Origin of the sequence: Brachyspira alvinipulli ATCC 51933 (assembly GCF_000518245.1) — a bacterium.
Classification (GTDB): Bacteria; Spirochaetota; Brachyspiria; order Brachyspirales; family Brachyspiraceae; genus Brachyspira; species Brachyspira alvinipulli.
This window is the reverse complement of record NZ_KI912405.1, coordinates 99,141-119,543: the sequence shown is the minus strand read 5'-3', so window position 1 is coordinate 119,543 and position 20,403 is coordinate 99,141. Positions and strand designations below refer to the sequence as shown.

19 protein-coding genes are annotated in these 20,403 nt (G+C 27.4%); 9 read left to right on the top strand and 10 right to left on the bottom strand.

Features of this window, described 5'->3' with window-relative positions:
• Positions 1-73: 73 nt before the first annotated feature.
• Together rpoD and dnaG are read right to left on the bottom strand one after the other, a co-directional pair.
• Complete coding sequence (gene rpoD, locus T324_RS0112515) at positions 74-1,834, bottom strand: RNA polymerase sigma factor RpoD (RefSeq protein ID WP_038375267.1); 1,761 nt, start codon at positions 1,832-1,834, stop codon at positions 74-76.
• Complete coding sequence (gene dnaG / locus T324_RS0112510; protein WP_028330564.1) at positions 1,831-3,651, bottom strand: DNA primase; 1,821 nt, start codon at positions 3,649-3,651, stop codon at positions 1,831-1,833. Before dnaG ends, rpoD begins: the two co-directional genes overlap by 4 nt.
• 234 nt (positions 3,652-3,885) lie before the next feature.
• Between dnaG and T324_RS0112505 the strand changes: the two genes are divergently transcribed.
• Genes T324_RS0112505 through T324_RS0112490 form a run of 4 tightly spaced genes read left to right on the top strand, consistent with a single transcriptional unit; the run spans position 3,886 to position 6,798 of the window.
• A complete protein-coding gene (locus T324_RS0112505; protein WP_028330563.1) occupies positions 3,886-4,932 on the top strand; it encodes a hypothetical protein in 1,047 nt (348 codons plus the stop codon).
• The gene (locus tag T324_RS0112500) at positions 4,916-5,482 is read left to right on the top strand and encodes an NUDIX hydrolase (protein WP_028330562.1); all 567 of its coding nucleotides are present in this window, start codon (positions 4,916-4,918) and stop codon (positions 5,480-5,482) included. The genes T324_RS0112505 and T324_RS0112500 overlap by 17 nt, the downstream gene beginning before the upstream one ends.
• Positions 5,483-5,484: 2 nt before the next feature.
• Entirely contained in the window at positions 5,485-6,006 is a 522-nt protein-coding gene (gene lepB / locus T324_RS0112495) for a signal peptidase I (protein ID WP_028330561.1), read from the top strand.
• A gap of 3 nt (positions 6,007-6,009) precedes the next feature.
• Positions 6,010-6,798 (top strand): hypothetical protein, encoded by a 789-nt coding sequence (locus T324_RS0112490; protein WP_028330560.1) that lies wholly within the window; start codon positions 6,010-6,012, stop codon positions 6,796-6,798.
• 8 nt (positions 6,799-6,806) lie between these two features.
• Here T324_RS0112490 and T324_RS0112485 read toward each other — a convergent pair whose 3' ends face one another.
• From T324_RS0112485 to T324_RS0112470, 4 genes are all read right to left on the bottom strand, one after another.
• Positions 6,807-7,136, bottom strand: a complete 330-nt coding sequence (locus T324_RS0112485) for a branched-chain amino acid transporter permease (protein ID WP_028330559.1) — start codon at positions 7,134-7,136, stop codon at positions 6,807-6,809.
• On the bottom strand, positions 7,129-7,842 hold the full coding sequence (locus tag T324_RS0112480) for an AzlC family ABC transporter permease (protein ID WP_028330558.1): 714 nt from the start codon (positions 7,840-7,842) through the stop codon (positions 7,129-7,131). The genes T324_RS0112485 and T324_RS0112480 overlap by 8 nt, the downstream gene beginning before the upstream one ends.
• 74 nt (positions 7,843-7,916) lie before the next feature.
• Positions 7,917-9,005: a patatin-like phospholipase family protein gene (locus T324_RS0112475; protein WP_028330557.1), complete on the bottom strand. Its 1,089-nt coding sequence runs from the start codon at positions 9,003-9,005 to the stop codon at positions 7,917-7,919.
• 16 nt (positions 9,006-9,021) lie between these two features.
• Entirely contained in the window at positions 9,022-9,762 is a 741-nt protein-coding gene (locus tag T324_RS0112470) for a copper homeostasis protein CutC (protein ID WP_028330556.1), read from the bottom strand.
• A 122-nt stretch (positions 9,763-9,884) separates the two neighbouring features.
• Here T324_RS0112470 and T324_RS0112465 point away from each other — a divergent pair, with 122 nt between their 5' ends.
• Positions 9,885-10,976, top strand: a complete 1,092-nt coding sequence (locus T324_RS0112465) for a hypothetical protein (RefSeq protein WP_028330555.1) — start codon at positions 9,885-9,887, stop codon at positions 10,974-10,976.
• Between the two features lie 50 nt (positions 10,977-11,026).
• Here T324_RS0112465 and T324_RS0112460 read toward each other — a convergent pair whose 3' ends face one another.
• The 4 genes from T324_RS0112460 to T324_RS0112440 form a co-directional block, all read right to left on the bottom strand.
• Positions 11,027-11,512 carry a glutathione peroxidase gene (locus T324_RS0112460; RefSeq protein WP_080513319.1) on the bottom strand — a complete coding sequence of 162 codons (486 nt, stop codon included), beginning with the start codon at positions 11,510-11,512 and terminating at the stop codon, positions 11,027-11,029.
• A 144-nt stretch (positions 11,513-11,656) separates the two neighbouring features.
• Complete coding sequence (gene tpx / locus T324_RS0112450; RefSeq protein ID WP_028330554.1) at positions 11,657-12,154, bottom strand: thiol peroxidase; 498 nt, start codon at positions 12,152-12,154, stop codon at positions 11,657-11,659.
• A gap of 100 nt (positions 12,155-12,254) precedes the next feature.
• Positions 12,255-12,908, bottom strand: a complete 654-nt coding sequence (locus T324_RS0112445; protein ID WP_028330553.1) for an RluA family pseudouridine synthase — start codon at positions 12,906-12,908, stop codon at positions 12,255-12,257.
• A 12-nt stretch (positions 12,909-12,920) separates the two neighbouring features.
• Complete coding sequence (locus tag T324_RS0112440; protein WP_028330552.1) at positions 12,921-14,654, bottom strand: motility associated factor glycosyltransferase family protein; 1,734 nt, start codon at positions 14,652-14,654, stop codon at positions 12,921-12,923.
• A gap of 144 nt (positions 14,655-14,798) precedes the next feature.
• Between T324_RS0112440 and T324_RS0112435 the strand changes: the two genes are divergently transcribed.
• The 4 genes from T324_RS0112435 to gyrA all read left to right on the top strand — a co-directional run bounded on the left by T324_RS0112435 (position 14,799) and on the right by gyrA (position 20,354).
• Positions 14,799-15,224, top strand: a complete 426-nt coding sequence (locus T324_RS0112435) for a response regulator (protein ID WP_028330551.1) — start codon at positions 14,799-14,801, stop codon at positions 15,222-15,224.
• Between the two features lie 51 nt (positions 15,225-15,275).
• On the top strand, positions 15,276-15,956 hold the full coding sequence (locus T324_RS0112430) for an N-acetylmannosamine-6-phosphate 2-epimerase (protein ID WP_028330550.1): 681 nt from the start codon (positions 15,276-15,278) through the stop codon (positions 15,954-15,956).
• 75 nt (positions 15,957-16,031) lie between these two features.
• Positions 16,032-17,675, top strand: coding sequence for a PTS transporter subunit EIIC (locus tag T324_RS0112425; RefSeq protein WP_028330549.1), 1,644 nt, complete (start codon positions 16,032-16,034; stop codon positions 17,673-17,675).
• A gap of 174 nt (positions 17,676-17,849) precedes the next feature.
• Positions 17,850-20,354: a DNA gyrase subunit A gene (gene gyrA / locus T324_RS0112420; RefSeq protein WP_028330548.1), complete on the top strand. Its 2,505-nt coding sequence runs from the start codon at positions 17,850-17,852 to the stop codon at positions 20,352-20,354.
• Positions 20,355-20,403: the final 49 nt, after the last annotated feature.

Here is a 20,403-nt window from a genome sequence, read left to right as displayed (position 1 = left end):
TATTGTTTTTATATTTTTAATCAAAAAAGAGGGCATATATAAAACAAATACCCTCTTATTTTTTATTATTCAATTATGAATCAAGAAAATCTTTTAATTCTTTTTTCTTTGACTGAGCCCTTAAGCGTCTTATAGCTTTAGCCTCTATCTGACGTATACGCTCTCTTGTAACCTTAAATACATATCCTACTTCTTCCAAAGTATGACTGTATCCGTCCACAAGTCCGAAACGCATTCTTATAACATTTTTTTCTCTCTCAGGCAAACTGTCAAGTATTGAATCAATCTGCTTTCTAAGAATTTTGAAAGTTGTAATGTTCTGAGGGCTTTCAAATTCTTTATCCTCTATAAGCTCTCCAAGTATAGTATCCTCTTCATCTCCTACAGGAGCATTTAAAGATACTGGGTCTTTAGCCACGTTTCTGACACTTTTTACCCTGCTTTCAGGCCAGCTTAATGCTTTGGCAATCTCTTGTATAGAAGGTTCTCTTCCGTACTGCTGCATATACTGTCTTAAAACTCTTTGAACTTTGTTAATTTGTTCTATCATGTGAACCGGCACTCTTATTGTTCTAGCCTGATCGCTTATAGAACGTGTTATTGCCTGACGTATCCACCAAGTTGCATAAGTAGAAAATTTGTATCCTTTTTTGTACTCAAATTTATCTACAGCCTTTATAAGCCCAATATTTCCTTCCTGTACTAAATCAAAGAAATGAAGTCCTCTATTAACATATTTTTTTGCTATTGCTATTACAAGTCTTAAATTAGCTTTAACAATATGATCTTTAGCCTGAGCAATTTTTCTTCTTGAAGAGTCTATTTTACGCACCCATTCAACTAAAACTTCTTTATCAATACGTACTTCATCATAAATATCAGCCATACGTACTTGTGCTTTATGGAAACTTATTATTACAGCTTCTATCGCTTCCTGTGTAATATTAAACTCATCAACTAATCTTATGAATATATCCTTATTGCCGGCTTCTATTTCTTTATAGTAGTTTTCAAAATCTTCTATTTCTTTATAATATCTTTTCTTTAATTTCTCAAAATATTCTTCTATTTGATTTATTCTATGAAGATAGAACTTTAATTTTTCAGCTATTCTGTCTATCTCCATTCTATTTAATCTTACTTTAGTTAGAAGTTTTACAATATTTTCTTTAACTTCTTCCTGTTCTTTAGTTAAACTCTTTATAGTTTTCTGAGTAGTAATTTTTTTGATTCTCTTATCTAAAGAAAGATATTTATCAGCTAATGCAGTATATTCTTTTTCAAAATTTTTATATTTTCTTTCTAATTTTCTTTTTTCCTGAGTAGAAACATTGTATATTCTAGGTGGCTCTAAAATTTCATGTATTGATACTTTTCCTACCTGAACATTTTTAATAGTATTTAATACCTCTCCAACTACAAGGTGAGTATTTAGAACTATAGATTCTATTTCGGATTCTCCGGATTCTATTTTTTTGGAGTAATCAACCTCATCATCATGAGTAAGAAGACTAACCTTTCCAATTTCTTTAAGATAAAGTCTGATAGGATCATCATTATTTCCTACTTTATCTTCTACATGTATAAATTTAGCGGCATCATCAATTTTATTTTGGCTTTTTGAAAGGCTTTCAAATTCTCTTTTATCCTCTACAGTAACAATGTTTCTTGCATTTAATAATTGAAACAATATATCTATAACATCAGCATCCACATTGTCTATAGCACTGTTAATCTCTTTATATGTGAGATATTTATTTGTGTTTCCTTTTTCTAATAGTTTTCTGATTTTTTCGTTTTTAATCAAAAGATCGCAATCTTCTTCTATCATCATAAATCACTTCCTTGATGTAATTTTTCCTTTTGCTTATTAAGTAAATGTATTTCGCGGGCCTTCGCACATATAGCCTCAAATCCGTCATTACTTTCAAGAGTATTATTAAATGTATTACCTTGTAAAACCTCTTGCCTTTTAGAGTCTATGTCTCCGCTTTTAATTTTAATAATAAGCTCCTCCAGTTTTTCATATATATTATCATTATATAGTTTTTGTTTGCTTAGAATTTGATTGGCCACATGCTCATTACCTAATATGTCCAAAGCATCCTGAACCGTTGCTTCTTTATTAAGAGTTAAGAGTCTTATATAAAATTCCCTTGTTATATCTTTCTTTATTAGATCAACACTAATTTCTCTTTCAGCCTCTTTAATTAAAGAAGGATTCAAAGCAAGCAAGTATATTAAGCTATTTTCATAATAAAACTTGTTATTGTTATCTACTTTTTTTATAATTTTTTTATTGCTAGAAACACTCTGATTTGATTTATAGTTACATAAATAATCCCTGTTAAAAGCCTTCCTATCTACTAAAAGTTTAGAAGACACATGGGAAATAATCATTTGCTTTTCTGTCTCACTATTAACAACATCCAAATACTTATAAAAACTATTAATAATAGATAATTTCTCTTCTATTGAAGCAGAGGATACATCATTTTTCAAATTAGTTTCTATAACGAAATCATACCAATTCAGTCTATTATTATATAATATATCAAACCGTTCTTTTTCATAAACTGTAAAAAATTCATCTAAATCTTTAGTTTCTTTTATAGAAAGTATAGTTAATTTTAAATCAAATTTCAATAATGTTAAAATAGCTGATTTTGCCGCTTTTATACCAGCTTCATCGCTGTCCAAAGCTAAAACTACATTTTTAGTATATTTTTTAATTTCTAATGCATGCTCATCCGTTATAGCTGTACCTAAAGTTCCTACAACATTTTTTATACCCATTTTATGGCATGCTATAGTATCCATATACCCTTCAACTAATATAACCTCATCTTTCTTCATTATATGGGTTTTTGCTATATTTATTCCATATAAAGCCGATTTTTTTTTGAAAATTAGGCTTTCTTTAGAATTTAGGTATTTAGGTTCTTTTCCATCTATACTTCTACCCCCGAATCCTATAACTTCTTCCCTTTCATTTATAATAGGAAACATTATTCTATTAACAAATGTATCATAATAATGATTAGGATTATTTTTACTTACGCTTATAAGTCCTAATATATTCATATTGTTTAAAGTTATTTTATTATCAGTTAAAGCATTCATAAGGGCATTCCAGCTTGGCGGTGCATATCCTATTTTGAACTCTTTTATTATATTGAATGGTATTTTTCTATTTTTAAGATATTTTTCAGCTTCTTTATAAAAATAACTTCCATCTTTATCTCTTAATAATAAGGTTTTTCCAAAAAAATTACATGCTATTCTATTAATTCTTCTGCTTTCTAAGTATATTTTATCTTTTTGAGATGTTTTTGCAGAGAAGAAATCACTGACATCAATTGAAAACCTGTTTCCAAGATATTGTACAGCTTCTTTAAAAGTTTTATTTTCTTTTTCTTTTAAATAAGTTAAAACATTTCCCTTGGCACCGCATGTAAAACATTTATATACCCTTTTATCATCATCAACAGACATAGAAGGATTTGTTTCCTGACCGTCTTTATGAAAAGGGCATTGTACAGTATATTTATTTCCTCCTCTAGGTACTACTTTATATTTATCCCTTAATATATCTATAAGAGACACCCTAGACAGCAGATTATTTAACTTTTCAATAAATAAATTATCCACAATTAATAAACCAATAAGAAATTTATATATTAATCGGATATAGACATTAAAAAATATATGCTGCACCCATAAATAAATATGCATAAATATAAAAATATTTTAAAAAAAGTCAAGCAATTATATAAATTATAATAAAAAAAATATGAAAAAAAATCAATTTAATTTACAAACTTATCACTTGACAAAATTCATTTTTTTATTATTATAATGCAATATCTTTTTTGGGGAACAATTGTGCTTAGTTATTTTGAAAAGAGTCAAAGAAGAAGAAGGATCTTAAATAATATAAAATCAAGAAGGATTATTATTAATAAATTTCATATTCCGCTTGGTATAGTTCCAAGCAGATATGCTAACCCTATAGAGGGTACAAAAATAGAATTAAAAAATACTAATAATGGAGACATATATTCATATAGAATATCTGTTTCATCGGAAAGAATCACTAATTTATATTTAAAACTTTTAAAACTTTTTCCATCTTACGGAACTATGGTTATAGAACGCATTAGTGAAGATGTTAATAGGGATTTTGATGTTTTAATGAGCGACCCTGATATTTCTTTAAATGAAATAAAAAAAGTATTTAAAAAGTATAATGATTTATGGATTGAATGCGGATTTGTAGGTTTTGGAGTAATAGATGAACTTACAGAATTTGAAATATTCATAAATTTAGACAAAGAAATAGAAATAAATACTACATACAAAAATATGCATAAAATTAACCGTATATTAGATGCATATAATGTATTTAATGATGATGCTTCTTTTATTGGTGATTATGAACATTGGCATTATTCTTTATCATCTATAGTATCAGATGAGGGATGTTCTGAAACAGATGAATACATATTTGATTATTACGATATAATTAATAACTTAAAACAAATATATGGTTTTACTACTATTAATTTAAATGAATCAGATAAATTAGTAAAAGTCGCAAAATGGTGGAATGTTACAGTTAAGGGATTAGGTAAATGTAAGAAAAGAACTTTCATATCTACATACTATATAGTTGCAAATACAATAGAAGAAATGGAAACATTAATAGATGAAAAAATGAAAGATATGGATATTGATTATTATTACATTTATGATTTTTATAATGTTGATCCTGTTAATTATAATTATGAAAGTGTTAATGTTGTTGATTTGCATAATATATCATTTGAGAATGCACCTTTTGGTATTTGGGCACAATCTGATGTTTTTATATGCAATACAAAGAATATAACTTCATATTATATAAATAAAAGTTATGCAAGAACATATTAATGATCATTTTGAAAATGCTTTGAAAATAAAAGAGCATATTAAATATCAGTTTAAATACTGTCCTTATTGCGGTACTAAGGATTCCTTAATATTTAATGGTATAAAGGTTTTGGAATGTTCTAGTTGCAAAAGAACATATTTTTTTAACCCTGCTTCAGCTGTAGGAGTTATAATAGATACACCTAGCGGAATAGTATTTGTTGAAAGAAAATTTGAGCCTAAAAAGGGCTATATAGATATGCCCGGAGGATTCTGCGAGCCTTATGAAAAGGTAGAGTATACAGCCGTCAGAGAGGTATTAGAGGAGACTGGAATAAAACTTAATGATGTTCATTTTCTAATAAGCGGAGGAAATGAATATATATATGATAGAATTATGTATGTAACTTCAGATTTGTTTTTTTATTCGGTATTGGATTATACTCCTGATGTTCATGCAGATGATGATGCAGCAAGTGTAAGTTTCATTAAAAGAGAAGATATAGATATGGAAAAAATAGCATTTGAATCTGCAAAAGAGGCTTTATCCTATTATCTTAAACATTATTAATTATGATAAATAAAAAACAAGTTATAGAAATATTATTAGCATCATTTCTTGCTGTTTTTCTTGCAGCTTTTATAAGAATATTTTTTTTCGATACATATATTGTAACTAATAAATCTATGGAGCCTACATTTTTGGAAGGAGACCAAATACTGCTTTTAAAAAGAAGTTTTATATTTAATGGTATAAAAAATTTTGATGTTATTGTATTTGATTATAATAACAGCAATTTGGTAAAAAGGGTAATAGGTGTAGAAGGCGATAAAGTAGAGATTAAAGACGGCGGATTATATTTGAATGATAAACTTATAGAGCATGAATATTATATTTTTTCAAATGAAGATAACGGATTATATATAGTAGGGAATAATCAATATTTTGTTTTAGGTGATAATATAAAGGTTAGTGAAGACAGTAGATATTTTGGACTTATAAATAAAAGAGATATAAAAGGGCAGGTTATACTTATATTCAGTCCTAAAAAAAGATTTCAGCTTTTCAATAATATCTTTCATCACGATAATTAGTTTATGAATAAAAATATTGCAGATTATATTAATATAGTATCCGATTTTTGCGGTAAAAGGGATATTGATTTTTTGACTAAAGAAGCACTATATAAAAAATATAACATTAATAAAACAGATGTTATGGTTTTATTCGGAGGAAGTATTATAGCTGGGGGAGATGTATTGGCTGATGCTATAAAAAATAATATATCTGAAAAATATATAATAGTAGGCGGTGCAGGGCATACCACCGATTCATTAAGAGTACAAATGAGAAAAGAATTACCTAATATTTTAATAGATGATAAAATTACTGAAGCAGAAATGTTTAATAATTATATTGATATTAAATATGGATTAAAGGCTGATTTTTTGGAATTAAAATCCACTAATTGCGGAAATAATATAACATATATGCTTGAATTATTAAAAGAAAATAATATACAGTTTAAAAGCATAATAATATCTCAGGATGCTTCGATGCAGTATCGTATGGAAGCTGTATTAAGAAAATATATTTCAGATGATATTTTAATTATTAATTATGCTGCTTACAAAGCAAAAGTAATAAATTCTAATAATAAACTTATTTATGAAAAAGAAATATTAGGTATGTGGAATATAGATAAATACATAAGTCTTTTAATGGGAGAAATACAGAGACTTAATGATGATGAAAATGGATATGGTCCTAAAGGAAAAGATTTTATTGTTCATGTTGATATACCTGATAATGTTATGAATGCATTTCATGAGCTAAAAAAAGAATATGCTAATTATATAAGAGAGTCAAATCCTTTATATTCTTAAAAATATGATTATACAAAAATAACTTGAACTAAAAACATATAAAGTATAGTTCCTGCTCCTATGCTTATAAGTACATTTCTTTTTATTATATGAAGAACTACAATAACTGCTATAGATATTAATTCAGGCAATGCATAAGGAAATTTTATAATATTAATATCTTTCAAACAATATATTACAAGAAGTGCTATCATAGAATACGGCAATATTTTACCTAAAAATTGTACGTATCTATTTTCAGATAATGATTTATTTATTATCAAGAAAGGTAAAAACCTAAGCAAAGCTGTGCCTGCTGCAATCATCAAAGCAGTTATAAATAATTCTGTATTATTCATATATCTTTCCATCTTCATTATATTTATAAACTATGCTTATTGATATAAATATTAATATCATAGCAAGTATTATAAATATATTAGTTTTAAATATTAAAATAGGTATAGAGCATAAAAGCCCAATCAAAGCACCTCTATGATCTTTAGAATCAAGCCATTGTTCAGTAAATATTACAACAAATAAAGCAGTTAAAACAAAATCAAGTCCTTTAGTATTGAAAGTTATAAAAGAACCTATCAAACATCCTAGCAATGTACCTATATTCCAATACATATGATTTATAAAAGATACAAAGAAAAGAAATGCATTTTTATTAATATTTTCTGGTATATCAGCAGAGCATAGTATCGAAAAAGTTTCATCGCTTAAAGTATATATCAAATAAGGTTTTAAAATTCCTGTATTCTGATATTTTGAAGCCATAGATATACCATAAAAACCTACTCTTGAATTAACTATCAATGTAAGTATAAAAGCATATATAGGATTAAAAGGAGTTAAAAATAAATAATTAATAGCTGTATACTGCATGCTTCCGCAATATCCAAATAAACTCAAAAAAACTGCAAGCCAAGTATCAAGCCCTTTAGCTTTCATAAGTACACCATAAGCCATACCTAAAAATATATATCCTACAAGAACAGGTATAGTAAAAGGAAATGCATATTTTAATGATGATATTAATTCTTGTTTTCTACTATTCATATTGCTGATTGTTTTAGCTTTAAAAATTATTAGCAACAATAATATAAAAAAATGTTTATGTCAATACATATATGTTATATAAAATATCCTAAATAACAGCATTTAGCAGTTTCATATCCATGTCTTAATATCATATCAAAATATTTTTTTGTTGGGCTGAATAATGTTGTTTTATAGTTTTGTATTTTTATACAGTTTTCTTTTGTATCACATGATTTTATAATTTTTTCTTTTTCGTCTTTATCCATTTTTGAATTTTTTAATATTTTTGAAGCATGATTTCCTATTTTTATGTACATACCATTTTTATTTCTTTTTATAAAATCAATATAGCTTCTTTCTCTTAATATACCAACCTGACTCATTGATATATCTAAAATTCTTTTTATGTCAAATCTTTTCATTTTATAATTAAAATTAAAAGGAAGAGCGGCATTAGCTACAATTAAAAAATCTAAATCATCTTTACAATAACCTCCTTTATCCATTTTATATATAGCCTCTAACCCTAAATTATCATAAACTCCTCCATCCCATAAATGTATTGATTTAGGTATATTAGTAATTGGATTATCATTATGATCAACCCATTCTTTAGATTCTATTTTAAAATATTGATTTCCTATAAAAAATGGGAAGGCAGCGGATACAGCAACGGCCATTGATATATCGTAATTTAAATCTTTTATATAGCCTAGTTTATAATCGCCTATATGTTTTTGTGAAAAAGCAAATCTTTTTCCAGTTTCTATTGTAGTTGCATTTACAGACCATCTTGGGATTGTTTCTAAATCAGAAAATTTTCCTGTTATTTTCCAATACTTTTTCATTATGTCAGATAAAATTTTAGGCTTATTAAAAAAATTATGAATTTGTTTTGATAATGTAATATATATAAGTTTTTTTTGTATATCATTTTTTATTATAGTTTCTTTTACTTTTTCTAATACTTTATTATATTCCTTACTGCTTGGGAATTTATTATTATTAAGAGAATATAGTAAAGCTATTCCTATACTTGCTCCTGATACAGTTGATATATGCTCTATATTTTCCAAAGCATTTTCCTCTGCAAGCCATTTAAATACTCCCAAATGAAATATTGCAGCTCTTATTCCGCCTCCTGATAAAGCGATGCCTATTTTTTTATCATTTAAAGCCATAAAAATTACCCAAAAATTATTGTATTTTAGATTTTATATTTTTAACTTTGTTTTCATCTGTATACTTTACACTAAACTCCGGAGGTCTTAAAGCTGCTCCCATAAATACATTTTCATTTCTGTATTCCATTAAACTATTAACTGTTTTGTTTGCTGTCATATGATATTCATTAGCTTTTACAGTATCTTTTATATATTCAATATTTCTTTCATTTATTCCGCTTCCGGGCATTATTATTATTTTATCATTATATTTTTCAACCAATTCTTTTAATTTGATTATACCGCTCATAACATTAGCCTCACCTCCGGAAGTGAGTATTCTCTCGAAACCAAGTGATATAATATCTTCGCATGCTTTATTTAAATCAGAACTTACATCTATTGCCCTATGAAAAGTAGCTTTACTGCTTCCCCATAAATCTAGTAATTTAGAGCATCTATCTTTATCAACTTTTCCATCTTTTGTAAGTATGCCGAATACTATGCCGTCAATTTTTAATTCTTTCATCAGTTTTATTTCTCTTTTCATTATTTCAAGTTCAATATCATCATAGCAGAAATCTCCGCCTCTAGGACGAACCATTGCATATATTGGAGCATTTACTTTTTCTCTTGCTAATTCTAAAACACCATAACTAGGAGTTGTGCCTCCCTCAAACATATTTCCGCAAAGCTCAAGTCTATCAGCTCCGCCTTTTTCAGCATTTATGCAAGACTCTACAGAATCCACGCATATTTCTATTTTTGTATTCATAATAATGCCTTTATAAATTATCAAATTAATTAAAAACATATAAATTATACTAGAAAATTGTCAATTGTCAAAAGTTATGATATAATACCCTTCATATCTATTTAAGAATGAGGACTAGGTTTATGAAAAAAATATTTATAATGTTACTGCTCAATATAATGTACATATATGCTTTTGCTGACACTACTAATATAACAAAGCATATATTTTTTACTCTTGAAGGAAGCATTGATAAATACCCTATTACAATAAACATACATATTGAAAATCCTGATGATATTACTAGAAATAAAAAGTCTGATATAGATGGATATTATAAATACAATAATGTTAATATTCCAATACCTATAAGCGGAGAAATGGATAAAACTACTATTAAATTTACTGCATTTGATTATAATAATTCTAATAAAAAAGAAGAATTCAGTTTTAAAATAAATAATAGTCAGTTAAATAATATTATTAATTTAGGAAACGGCAAAAAGAATATTAATTTAAAAGGAAGCTGGAAAAATAATAATAAAAAATTAAGCTGTAATATAGATACTGTAAAACCTTTAGGGGATAAAATACATGCTGTTTATGATATATCTGTTTCTAAAGAATATAAAGATAATACTTATGGTTTATCAGCGCTTTATATAGAAAATTTAAAATCATCTATATATGAAGGTAAAATCATAAACAAAATAAACAATACCAATGAAATGATAAAAAAAATTAATGATGATATTGATAAATCAGGATGGAAAAAAGAAGAAAGTTTTTATGAAGTTAATTCTTTCAGTTTTTATAACAAATTTTTTAATGATAATATTTTATGTTTTACAAGCAGTAGAGAATACTATTATGGAGAAGCATATCCTGATACTGCTATATCATATTTGACATTAGATATTAATAAATCAGAAATAAAAAGATTAAAATTATCAGATTTTGTAAATGACAGCGATAAATTTAGAAAAACTTTGCAAAGCGAAATTGATAAATATTATAAAGAAATTGGAGAAGATGATCTTAATATTGATGTGATAAATAAATCTGATAGTTATTATGCTGAAACTTTAATGTCAAAAAATGTTGCAATTAACAGATATTCTGACGGCATTAGTTTGCATATAAGGTTTGAACTTCCTCATGTTGTTAGAGCACTTGATGATTTTGAAATATCTTTTGAAAAATTAAAGCCTTATTTAAAAAAGAATATTTATTAATACAATAAAAAAGAGCTTCTATATAACAATATATAAAAGCTCTTAATTTTTTATTCTTTTTTTAATAATTCGGCTACTATCTCATCAAGTTCTTCAGGCTTTACTCTAGGATCATAGCGTCCAACTATATTTCCTTGCCTATCTATTAAAAACTTACCGAAATTCCATCTTATTTTATCAACGCCTTCTTCAGTAGGCTTTTCAGTTCTTAAATAAGTAAATAAAGGATCAGCATTCTTACTATTAACTTTAACTTTGTCAAATAGCTTGAAAGTAATGCCGTATTTCTCCTTTCTAAACTCGGCAATTTCTTCAATAGGTTCTTTAGCCTGTCCTCCGAATTGATTACAAGGAAAGTCTAATATTTCAAAACCTTCCTTTTTATATTTTTTGTATAAATCCTGCAACGCAGAATATTGTTTTGTGAATCCTCATTTAGTAGCAGTATTAATTATAAGTAATACCTTTCCTTCATACTTTTTTAATTTTACATCTTTTCCTTCAGCATCTTTTACTGTATAGTCATATATGCTCATATTTATTCTCCATAGTTTTTATTTTTTATATGATGATTATAAATTAGTTTTATCATATATGCAAACAATGTGAAGTGCAAATAAAAAAAGGCATATCATTTAAAGATATGCCTTTAATTATAGTTTTATAATGTACTTATAAGATTATAAAAGAGCTTTAGCAGCATTTAAAGCAGCTTCATAATCTGGTTCATTAGTGATTTCAGGAACATATTGTACATATTTAACAACATTATCTTTGTCTAATACAAATACAGCACGAGTTAAAAGCTGTAATTCTTTTAATAAAGTACCGAATTTTCTTCCGAAATCTTTTTGATTATAATCAGAAGCTACAATGTGTGAATTAGCATTAGCAGCAGCACACCATCTAGACTGAGCAAATGGTAAATCTACTGATATTGTTACAACTGTTACTCCTTTAAGAGAAGCAGCTTCTTTATTAAATCTTTTACTTTGTACATCGCATACAGGTGTATCTAGTGATGGTACAGATGAAATAATTTTAACAGTATCTCCAGCATCAGAAAGTTTCCATGGACTTAAATCTGTTTTTAATACAGTGAAATCTAATGCTTTTGAGCCAACAGATAATTGAACACCTTCTAAATTTTGTACGGCACCTTGAAATGTAACTGTCATTTTTTACTCCTTCAATATTATTTTTCATAAAAAGAAAATGGTTATCTTTTAAAGAAAATATATAATTATTGAAAAAAAAGTCAATAAAAAAAAGAATTTATTATATTATTTTTGATTCTTGCAATAATTTAAGTCTTATTAAAAACTCTTTATTGTATTTTATGCTTATTTTTATATCATTTTTTGTGATAGGGTGAACAAAATTAATCTCTTTTGCTATTAAAGCAAATCCTTTCATTTTGTAAATATTAGCATTTTTAGAATATATTTTATCTCCTATTATTGGATGACCTATATATGAAAGATGCACTCTTATTTGATGAGTTCTTCCAGTTATGGGCTTTAATTCCAATAAAGTATGTTTATTAAGTTTTTTTAATATTTTATAATATGTTACAGCAGATTCTCCGCCTTCTTTAGTTGATAATGGAATTCTTTTATTAGGATTTTTCTTGTCAATTCCTATAGATATATCTATTTTTCCGCTTTCATTTTTTATATTGCCTTCTACTATGGCATGATATATTTTATTAACTTTTCTTTCTTTGAAATAACCCTCAAGATAAATTTTAGTATTTTCATCTTTAGCAAGTATTACTATTCCTGATGTGTATTTATCTATTCTATGCACTAAATATAAACTGCTTAAATGATTATATTGTTCTTTTAATATTTTAATTAAAGTATCATCAACTTCAATTTCAGCCTCTTTATTGATTGCTAATATATAATCATCTTCGTAAATAATTTCTATCTTTTTCATGCTTTATAGTTTTTTTATTATCATAGATATTCTTGTAAAAAAGTAATTAATGTTTCTTAAACTTTCCATAATCAAAAATATAAGTTTTTCTTTAGTTTCTCTTTCGCCTCTTTCGCACATCATAATAGTTGTTGAAAGTATAGTTTTTAATATGCTTACTTTATTTTGATATTCTTTTATTGTATTTATAGTGCCTGTATATATATTATCTATATCATCGCTATTATTGTTTATATTATTGTATGTATCAAGTATAATATTTCTAAACTCTTCTAATGTATTTTGGAGAGTTATATATGCCTCTTTAATATTTTGATTGTCATTTTCTTTAAATATATTATTTGCTATGTTTAATGCTTTTTCTTTAATATTATCTATTGCAAAATCATTAATATTTCCTTCTTCCATAGCATTTATTTTTACAGCTTCATAAGTTAATCTTTTTATTTTCATGTTTGAATATTTATTTTTAAAGTCATTAAAATATTCTATTTGACTTTCAAATACAAATTCAGTAGGCGGATAATTATCTATGTTTGTATTGTTTTTGATAGTATTGAAATAATATGATTCATAAGTTTTTAATTTATTTGCTTTATTTACCATATATTCATAAGATAATGCATGCTTCATATGTCTTTCATAAAAAGGATAGCTATTATCAAATCCTATTAAAAGAACTTCTGATAAACCTAAATAATGAGCGAAATCAATCATAGTTGTTGCTACAGTATTAGATGTAGTTAGATATGATATAGGAGCAAATTCTTTTATATATTCTATTATTCCCAAATTATCAATGGAAGTAAATCTTATCATTTTAGATTTATCATTAATATTTCTAGGTATTATTTTATTGCATGCCATATCCATTACTAAATATGGGAAATTAGAATTTTCGTATACAAAATCTAATGAATTAAAAAATCCTCCATCAACAGTCACTACAAAATCTGGAATTATACCATGTTTACATAATACACTATAGCTTGTATCAACACATATTATTAAAAAATTTTCTCTATCTTTTTTGATTATTTCTATGCTGTGTTTTAATGTGGGACCAGGACATATTAACAATGCTTTTAAATTTTTAAATGCATTTTTAAAAACTAAAATATCAGCAGATTTTTTTATATACTCGCTATTAAATATAACATTTTTAGTCCATATATTTTCAAAATACATATTTGTAAATATATTGGATATTTCTTTCTCCATAGTGTTTAATATTTCACTATAAAATATATTTGCATTATCTTTTTCTTCTTTTGTAAGAGAAGGCAGTATAACTAAATTAATACCATTTGTATTCTTATAGTCTATTAACTGGTTTACATAATCTATTGTATCATTTTTATATACAAAGAATATATTTTTATTATTGGTGTTATATATGTTATAGTATGAATATTTAAACAATTTTATATCTTCAATTACTATAATTATTTTTAATGTTTCTATAGTTTTTTGATTAAAATAATCATTAATATTTTCCATTAAAAATTTTAAGGTGTATCCTAGTCCATAGCCGTATATTATGAGCAGATTTTTGTTTTTATTAATTTTTTCTAATGATTTTCTGCATTCATTATTTATATTATATTTGCTATGTACAGCTCTTCCATTTTTAGAAACTACTATTATGCCATCTTTATTTTTCTCTAATAGATACGAAGAGTCTAAATCGCTATTTTTTTCTTGTATTAAACTATGCAGTTTAGCCGATATATTCATTCAATTATAATAACAAAAAATGTATAAAAATCAAATTATATAGAAAAAATATTTTTTTTGTTTAATTTTTATAAAAAATAATTGACAATCTTTACAAATTTTATAGATTTATAAGTATGATAAAATATTCTGGGGTATAATACAATGAGTAGTTTTCCATTAGGAATTAATAGTAAAACAAATAAGCCATATAAAGTTATGGTTATAGATGATTCAAGTACTATACGTATGGCTGAGAAGAAAATACTTTTGTCTGAACAATTTGAGGTTATGCTAGAGTCTGACGGAGCAATGGATGCTTTAAAGAAATTAAGAGAATCAGAAGAGAAGCCTGATATTATAATGATAGATTTTGAAATGCCTCAAATGAATGGTATTGATTTGTTAAAAAGAATAAGAGCTTTAGATGTTGATTCAAAAATAATAGTTGTTACTTCTTATGCTAATAAAGGCGTTTTAATGGAATTTTTAAAACTTAAAGTAGATGGATATGTTGTAAAGCCTATTCAGCGTCAGACTGTTATGGAACATTTAGCTAAGGTTTTAGGAAGAGAAGATTATTTAAAATAATTATTTTTTATATTATAATCCTTATTATATAAATTAATAAGGAGTTAATTCATGAATGAAGTTTTTAATAGAATTAAAGGCAAACTTATAGTATCATGCCAGGCATTAGAGGATGAGCCATTATTTAGTTCTTTTATAATGGGCAGAATGGCTTTGGCTGCAACACAGGCTAAAGCAGGCGGTATAAGAGCTAATACTGTTGCTGATATACAAGAAATAAAAAAGAATACCAATCTTCCTATTATTGGAATAATAAAAAGAAATTATGGTGATTGCAATGTGTATATTACGCCTACTATGAAAGAGATAGATGAATTAGTTAAAGAGGGTGTAGATATCATTGCAATTGATGCCACTAAAAGAGAAAGACCTGATAAAGTTGAATTAAAAGATTTTGTAAAAGCTATAAAAGAAAAATATCCTAATCAAATTATAATGGGAGACATTTCTGATGTTTCTGAGGCAGTTTATGCTGAGAGTATAGGTATTGATATAGTTGGAACAACATTATGCGGCTATACTGATTATACCAAAGGAAATGAACCTTTAAAAACTTTAGAGGAAGTTTTAAAATCTGTAAAAATACCTGTAATCGGAGAGGGTAATTTGGATACTCCTGAAAAAGCTAAAAAAGCTATAGAAATAGGAGCATTAGCTGTAGTTGTAGGCGGTGCTATAACAAGACCTAAGCAAATAGCAGAGAAATTTGTAAAAGCTATAGAATCTTTATAAAAAATCATACATTTATATCAATTTTTATTTATTGTGTTATAATGTTTTAGTTAAAAAAACAGGAGAAAGTAAGAAATGAAGAATTCTTTTGCATTGCTTCAGAAAATAGGAAGATCTTTCATGCTTCCTATAGCCATACTTCCTATGGCGGGTATATTATTAGGTATAGGCGGAGCTTTCACAAGTCCTACTTTGATAGAGACATATAATTTAACTTTTTTACAGTCAGGAAAACCTTTAAATTATGTTTTAGTTTTATTGTTTAATGCTGGTAATTTTGTATTTGCTAATTTGCCTCTTTTATTTGCAGTTGGTATAGCTATAGGTATGGCAAATAAAAGTAAAGAAACAGCAGCACTTTCTGCAGTAGTTGGTTTTTTATTGTTTCATACAGTTATAGGTGTTATATTAAGATTTCAAGGTCATACTCCAGATAATACAACAGTTGATGCTTTAATGGCGGCAGGTTTAAGTGCTGGAGAGGCTGCTGGTACTGCCGCTTTATATGCTAGAGAGCTTGGTATATTCACATTGCAGACAGGAGTATTCGGAGGTATTATTTGCGGTTTATTATCAGCATTCATCACTAATAAATTTGCTAATCAGACATTGCCGGATTATTTGGCATTTTTCAGCGGAAATAGATTTGTAGCAGTTTTAACTATGGTATTTTTTATACCATTAGCAGCTATATTTCCATTTATATGGCCTAGTATATTTAGAGGTATAGTAAAAGCTGGTGAATTATTTGCAGCTACTGGTTATATAGGTACATTCTTCTATGGTTTTGCTATGAGAATATTGAATGTATTTGGACTTCATCATGCTATATATCCATTATTCTGGTATACTGAATTAGGAGGAGTATTGGAAGTAGGCGGTAAAATGATAGCTGGAGGACAGAGAATATTTTTTGCTCAGTTAGCAGATCCTACAGTAACACATTTTAGTGCCGCTGCAACTAGAACTATGACAGGCGGATTTTTACCTATGATGTTTGGTTTGCCTGCTGCTGCTTTGGCTATGTATCATGTAGCTGATGAAGAAAGCAAATCAAAAGCTAAAGGTATATTATTGTCCGCTGCTTTAACTTCATTTTTAACAGGAATTACAGAACCATTGGAGTTTACATTCTTATTTGTTGCTCCTCCTTTGTATGTTGTTCATGCTGTATTAGAAGGTTTAGCATATATGTTAATGTATGTATTGAATGTTGCGGTAGGTATAACTTTTTCAAGAGGATTAATTGACTTTACATTCTTCGGATTATTACAAGGAATAGGTAAAACTTCTTATCAATGGATACTTATATTAGGACCAGTATATGCGGTTGTTTATTATTTTGTATTTAAGTTTTTAATAGTTAAATTTAATTTTGCAACTCCTGGAAGAGCAGGAAGCGAAGTAAAATTATATAGAAGAGCTGATTATAATGAGAAAGAAGGTTCTAAAGCAAATGATAATAAAGCAGATGATGAGAGTATAATAGATTCAATAGTTGAGGCACTTGGAGGAGTTGATAATATAGATAATATAGATGCTTGTATTACTAGATTAAGAGTTACTGTAAAAGATCCTAGTAAAGTTGCTAGCGATGAGGTATGGGCTTCTCTTAATTCTAAAAAAGTATTAAGAGCTGGAAATGGAATACAGGCAATTTATGGAACTCAGGCTGAAGTTTATAAGAATAAAATTATACAAAAATATAATATAAAATAAATAAATTATGAAATTATCAGCACATATCTGTTATTTTTAATAATGGATATGTGCTTTTTTATATTAAATATCATTTTTTTACAAATTTCTTACTTATATATATTATTATTTTATATTGATAATTTTACATTAAAATGTTATAATAAGATAATATTTTTTTAAGGATAACAAGTTATGGCAGTAAAAAAGAATAAAGAAGATAATTCGGAAGAAAGACAATATTCCACACTGACAAAAGATATCTTGAAAAGAGTAGATCATATTTCAATAGAAAATGAATTAAGAGAATCTTATTTAACTTATGCTATGAGCGTTATCGTATCTAGGGCATTGCCTGATGTTAGAGACGGTTTAAAACCTGTTCATAGAAGAATACTATATGCCATGTATGATGCAAATCTTACACATGACAAACCATATAAGAAATCCGCTGCTACGGTAGGGGAAGTTTTAGCACGTTATCACCCGCATGGAGATGCTGCTGTTTATGGTACTATGGTTAGAATGGCTCAAGATTTTTCTATGAGGTATTTGCTTGTAGACGGACAAGGAAACTTCGGTTCTATAGATGATGACCCACCTGCAGCAATGCGTTATACTGAAGCTAGAATGACGCGTTTTGCTGAAGAAATGCTTAATGATATAGAAAAAGAAACTGTTAAATTCGTACCTAACTTCGATGATTCCAGAACTGAACCATCTGTACTTCCTGCAACAGTTCCTCAGCTTTTAGTTAATGGAAGTATGGGTATTGCTATAGGTATGGCTACTAATATGCCGCCTCATAACTTAAAAGAAGTTGTAAATGCAATAGTTTATTATATAGATCATCAGGATGCAGAAATTAAAGATTTGATGCGTTATGTTCAAGGTCCGGATTTTCCTACAGCTGGTATTATATATGGTAAAGAGGGAATAAAAGAAGCTTATACTACCGGAAAAGGAAGAATCAAATTAAGAGCAAGACTTGAGGTAGAAGAAACTAAAAGAGATAGAGAGGCTATAGTAGTTAAAGAACTTCCTTATGGTGTTGTAAAAACTACTTTGCATGAAAAGATAGCTGAATTAGTTAAACAAGGAAAAATTGAAGGCGTAGCTGATATTAGAGATGAATCAAGCAACAGAGCAGGTATTCGTCTTATAATAGAACTTAAAAAAGGTGTTGCTACTCAGATAGTATTAAACCAATTATGGAAGCATACTGATTTAGAAACAACTTTCGGTATAATAAACCTTGCTTTGGTTAATGGCGAGCCTAAGGTATTAAACTTAAAAGAACTTATAAAATATTTTGTTGATCACAGAGTTGAAGTAATTACAAAAAGAACAGAATATGATTTGAATCAGGCTAAAGCTAAGGCACATATATTAGAAGGCTTATTAATAGCACAGGCTAATATCGAGGAAGTTATTAGAATCATAAGAGAAAGCGAAAATACTGATGCAGCTAGAAACACTCTTATGAATAGATTTAAGCTTTCTGAAAAACAGGCTCAGGCTATATTAGATATGCCTTTAAAAAGATTAACAGCTTTAGAAAAATTAAAAATAGAGCAGGAATTGCAGCAATTAAGAGAGTTTATAGCTTATTGTGAAGATTTGCTTGCTCATCCTGAAAAAATACTTGCTGTTATCAAAGATGAACTTAAAAAGATAGCTGAAAAATACGGCGATGATAGAAGAAGCGAAATAATAGGAAAAACTAATGATACTGAAATAGATGAAGAAGATTTAATACATGATGAAGATGTTGCTGTATCTATTACTACTCAGGGATTCATTAAAAGAGTACCAGCTTCAAGTTATCGTACTCAGGGAAGAGGTGGCGTAGGTGTTCAAGGTGGTAAGTCTCAAGGCGAACATTATATAGAACATTTATTTGTTGCTTCTACTAAAGATTATTTATTTATTTTCACAGACAGAGGTAAGGCTTTCTGGATGAAGGTGCATGAGATACCTGCATTAAGTAAGATATCTCAGGGAAAAAGTATTAAATTTATACTTAATTTAGCTCCAGAAGAAAAGATTACAAGCTACTTTACAGTATCTGATTTTGATCCTAAACAATCAATAGTCATGGTTACAAAAATGGGTACTATAAAGAAGATGGAATTAAAACATCTTGAAAATGCTAAAAAGAGAGGAATACTTGCTTTAACATTAGAAAATAACGATGAGCTTGTTGCTGTTTCTGCTGTTCAGCCTGGAGATGATTTCATAATGACTACAGCTACTGGTCTTGCTTTGAGAATAACTGAAGAGAAGATTAGAAAAATGGGAAGAGCTGCCGGAGGAGTAAAAGGTATTTCTTTAGATGATGATGATATTTGCGTATCCGGTAACGCTATACATAAAGGCGAATCATTAATTGTTATCACAGAAAATGGAATAGGTAAGAGACTTTCTTCCAAACAGTTTAATGTTAAGTGTAGGGGAGGAAAAGGTCAAATCTATATAAAACTTGATAATAAGACAGGTAAAGTTGTCAGTGTAAAAACAGTAGGTGATAAAGATGAGATTATGGTTGTTACTACTGATGATATGACTATAAAGATTAAAGCTGATTCTATACCTGAACTTGGAAGAAATGCTAAAGGTGTAAAAATAGTTAATATTTCTGACGGTGCTAGAGTGAGCGACTTGGCTGTTGTTCCTTTAGATGAAGAAGAGAAAAAATAAAAAATAATTAATATAAAATAAATAAAGCCTATATTCTTTATTAAAGTAT

Bases quoted from the DNA above. Each gene is read 5' to 3' on its own strand.
- T324_RS0112500 (WP_028330562.1), top strand. From the start codon at position 4,916: ATGCAAGAACATATTAATGATCATTTTGAAAATGCTTTGAAAATAAAA.
- gyrA (WP_028330548.1), top strand. From the start codon at position 17,850: ATGGCAGTAAAAAAGAATAAAGAAGATAATTCGGAAGAAAGACAATAT.
- rpoD (WP_038375267.1), bottom strand. From the start codon at position 1,834: ATGATGATAGAAGAAGATTGCGATCTTTTGATTAAAAACGAAAAAATC.
- T324_RS0112430 (WP_028330550.1), top strand. From the start codon at position 15,276: ATGAATGAAGTTTTTAATAGAATTAAAGGCAAACTTATAGTATCATGC.
- T324_RS0112440 (WP_028330552.1), bottom strand. From the start codon at position 14,654: ATGAATATATCGGCTAAACTGCATAGTTTAATACAAGAAAAAAATAGC.
- T324_RS0112490 (WP_028330560.1), top strand. From the start codon at position 6,010: ATGAATAAAAATATTGCAGATTATATTAATATAGTATCCGATTTTTGC.
- T324_RS0112425 (WP_028330549.1), top strand. From the start codon at position 16,032: ATGAAGAATTCTTTTGCATTGCTTCAGAAAATAGGAAGATCTTTCATG.
- T324_RS0112470 (WP_028330556.1), bottom strand. From the start codon at position 9,762: ATGAATACAAAAATAGAAATATGCGTGGATTCTGTAGAGTCTTGCATA.
- T324_RS0112435 (WP_028330551.1), top strand. From the start codon at position 14,799: ATGAGTAGTTTTCCATTAGGAATTAATAGTAAAACAAATAAGCCATAT.
- T324_RS0112465 (WP_028330555.1), top strand. From the start codon at position 9,885: ATGAAAAAAATATTTATAATGTTACTGCTCAATATAATGTACATATAT.
- lepB (WP_028330561.1), top strand. From the start codon at position 5,485: ATGATAAATAAAAAACAAGTTATAGAAATATTATTAGCATCATTTCTT.
- tpx (WP_028330554.1), bottom strand. From the start codon at position 12,154: ATGACAGTTACATTTCAAGGTGCCGTACAAAATTTAGAAGGTGTTCAA.
- T324_RS0112480 (WP_028330558.1), bottom strand. From the start codon at position 7,842: ATGAATAGTAGAAAACAAGAATTAATATCATCATTAAAATATGCATTT.
- T324_RS0112475 (WP_028330557.1), bottom strand. From the start codon at position 9,005: ATGGCTTTAAATGATAAAAAAATAGGCATCGCTTTATCAGGAGGCGGA.
- T324_RS0112485 (WP_028330559.1), bottom strand. From the start codon at position 7,136: ATGAATAATACAGAATTATTTATAACTGCTTTGATGATTGCAGCAGGC.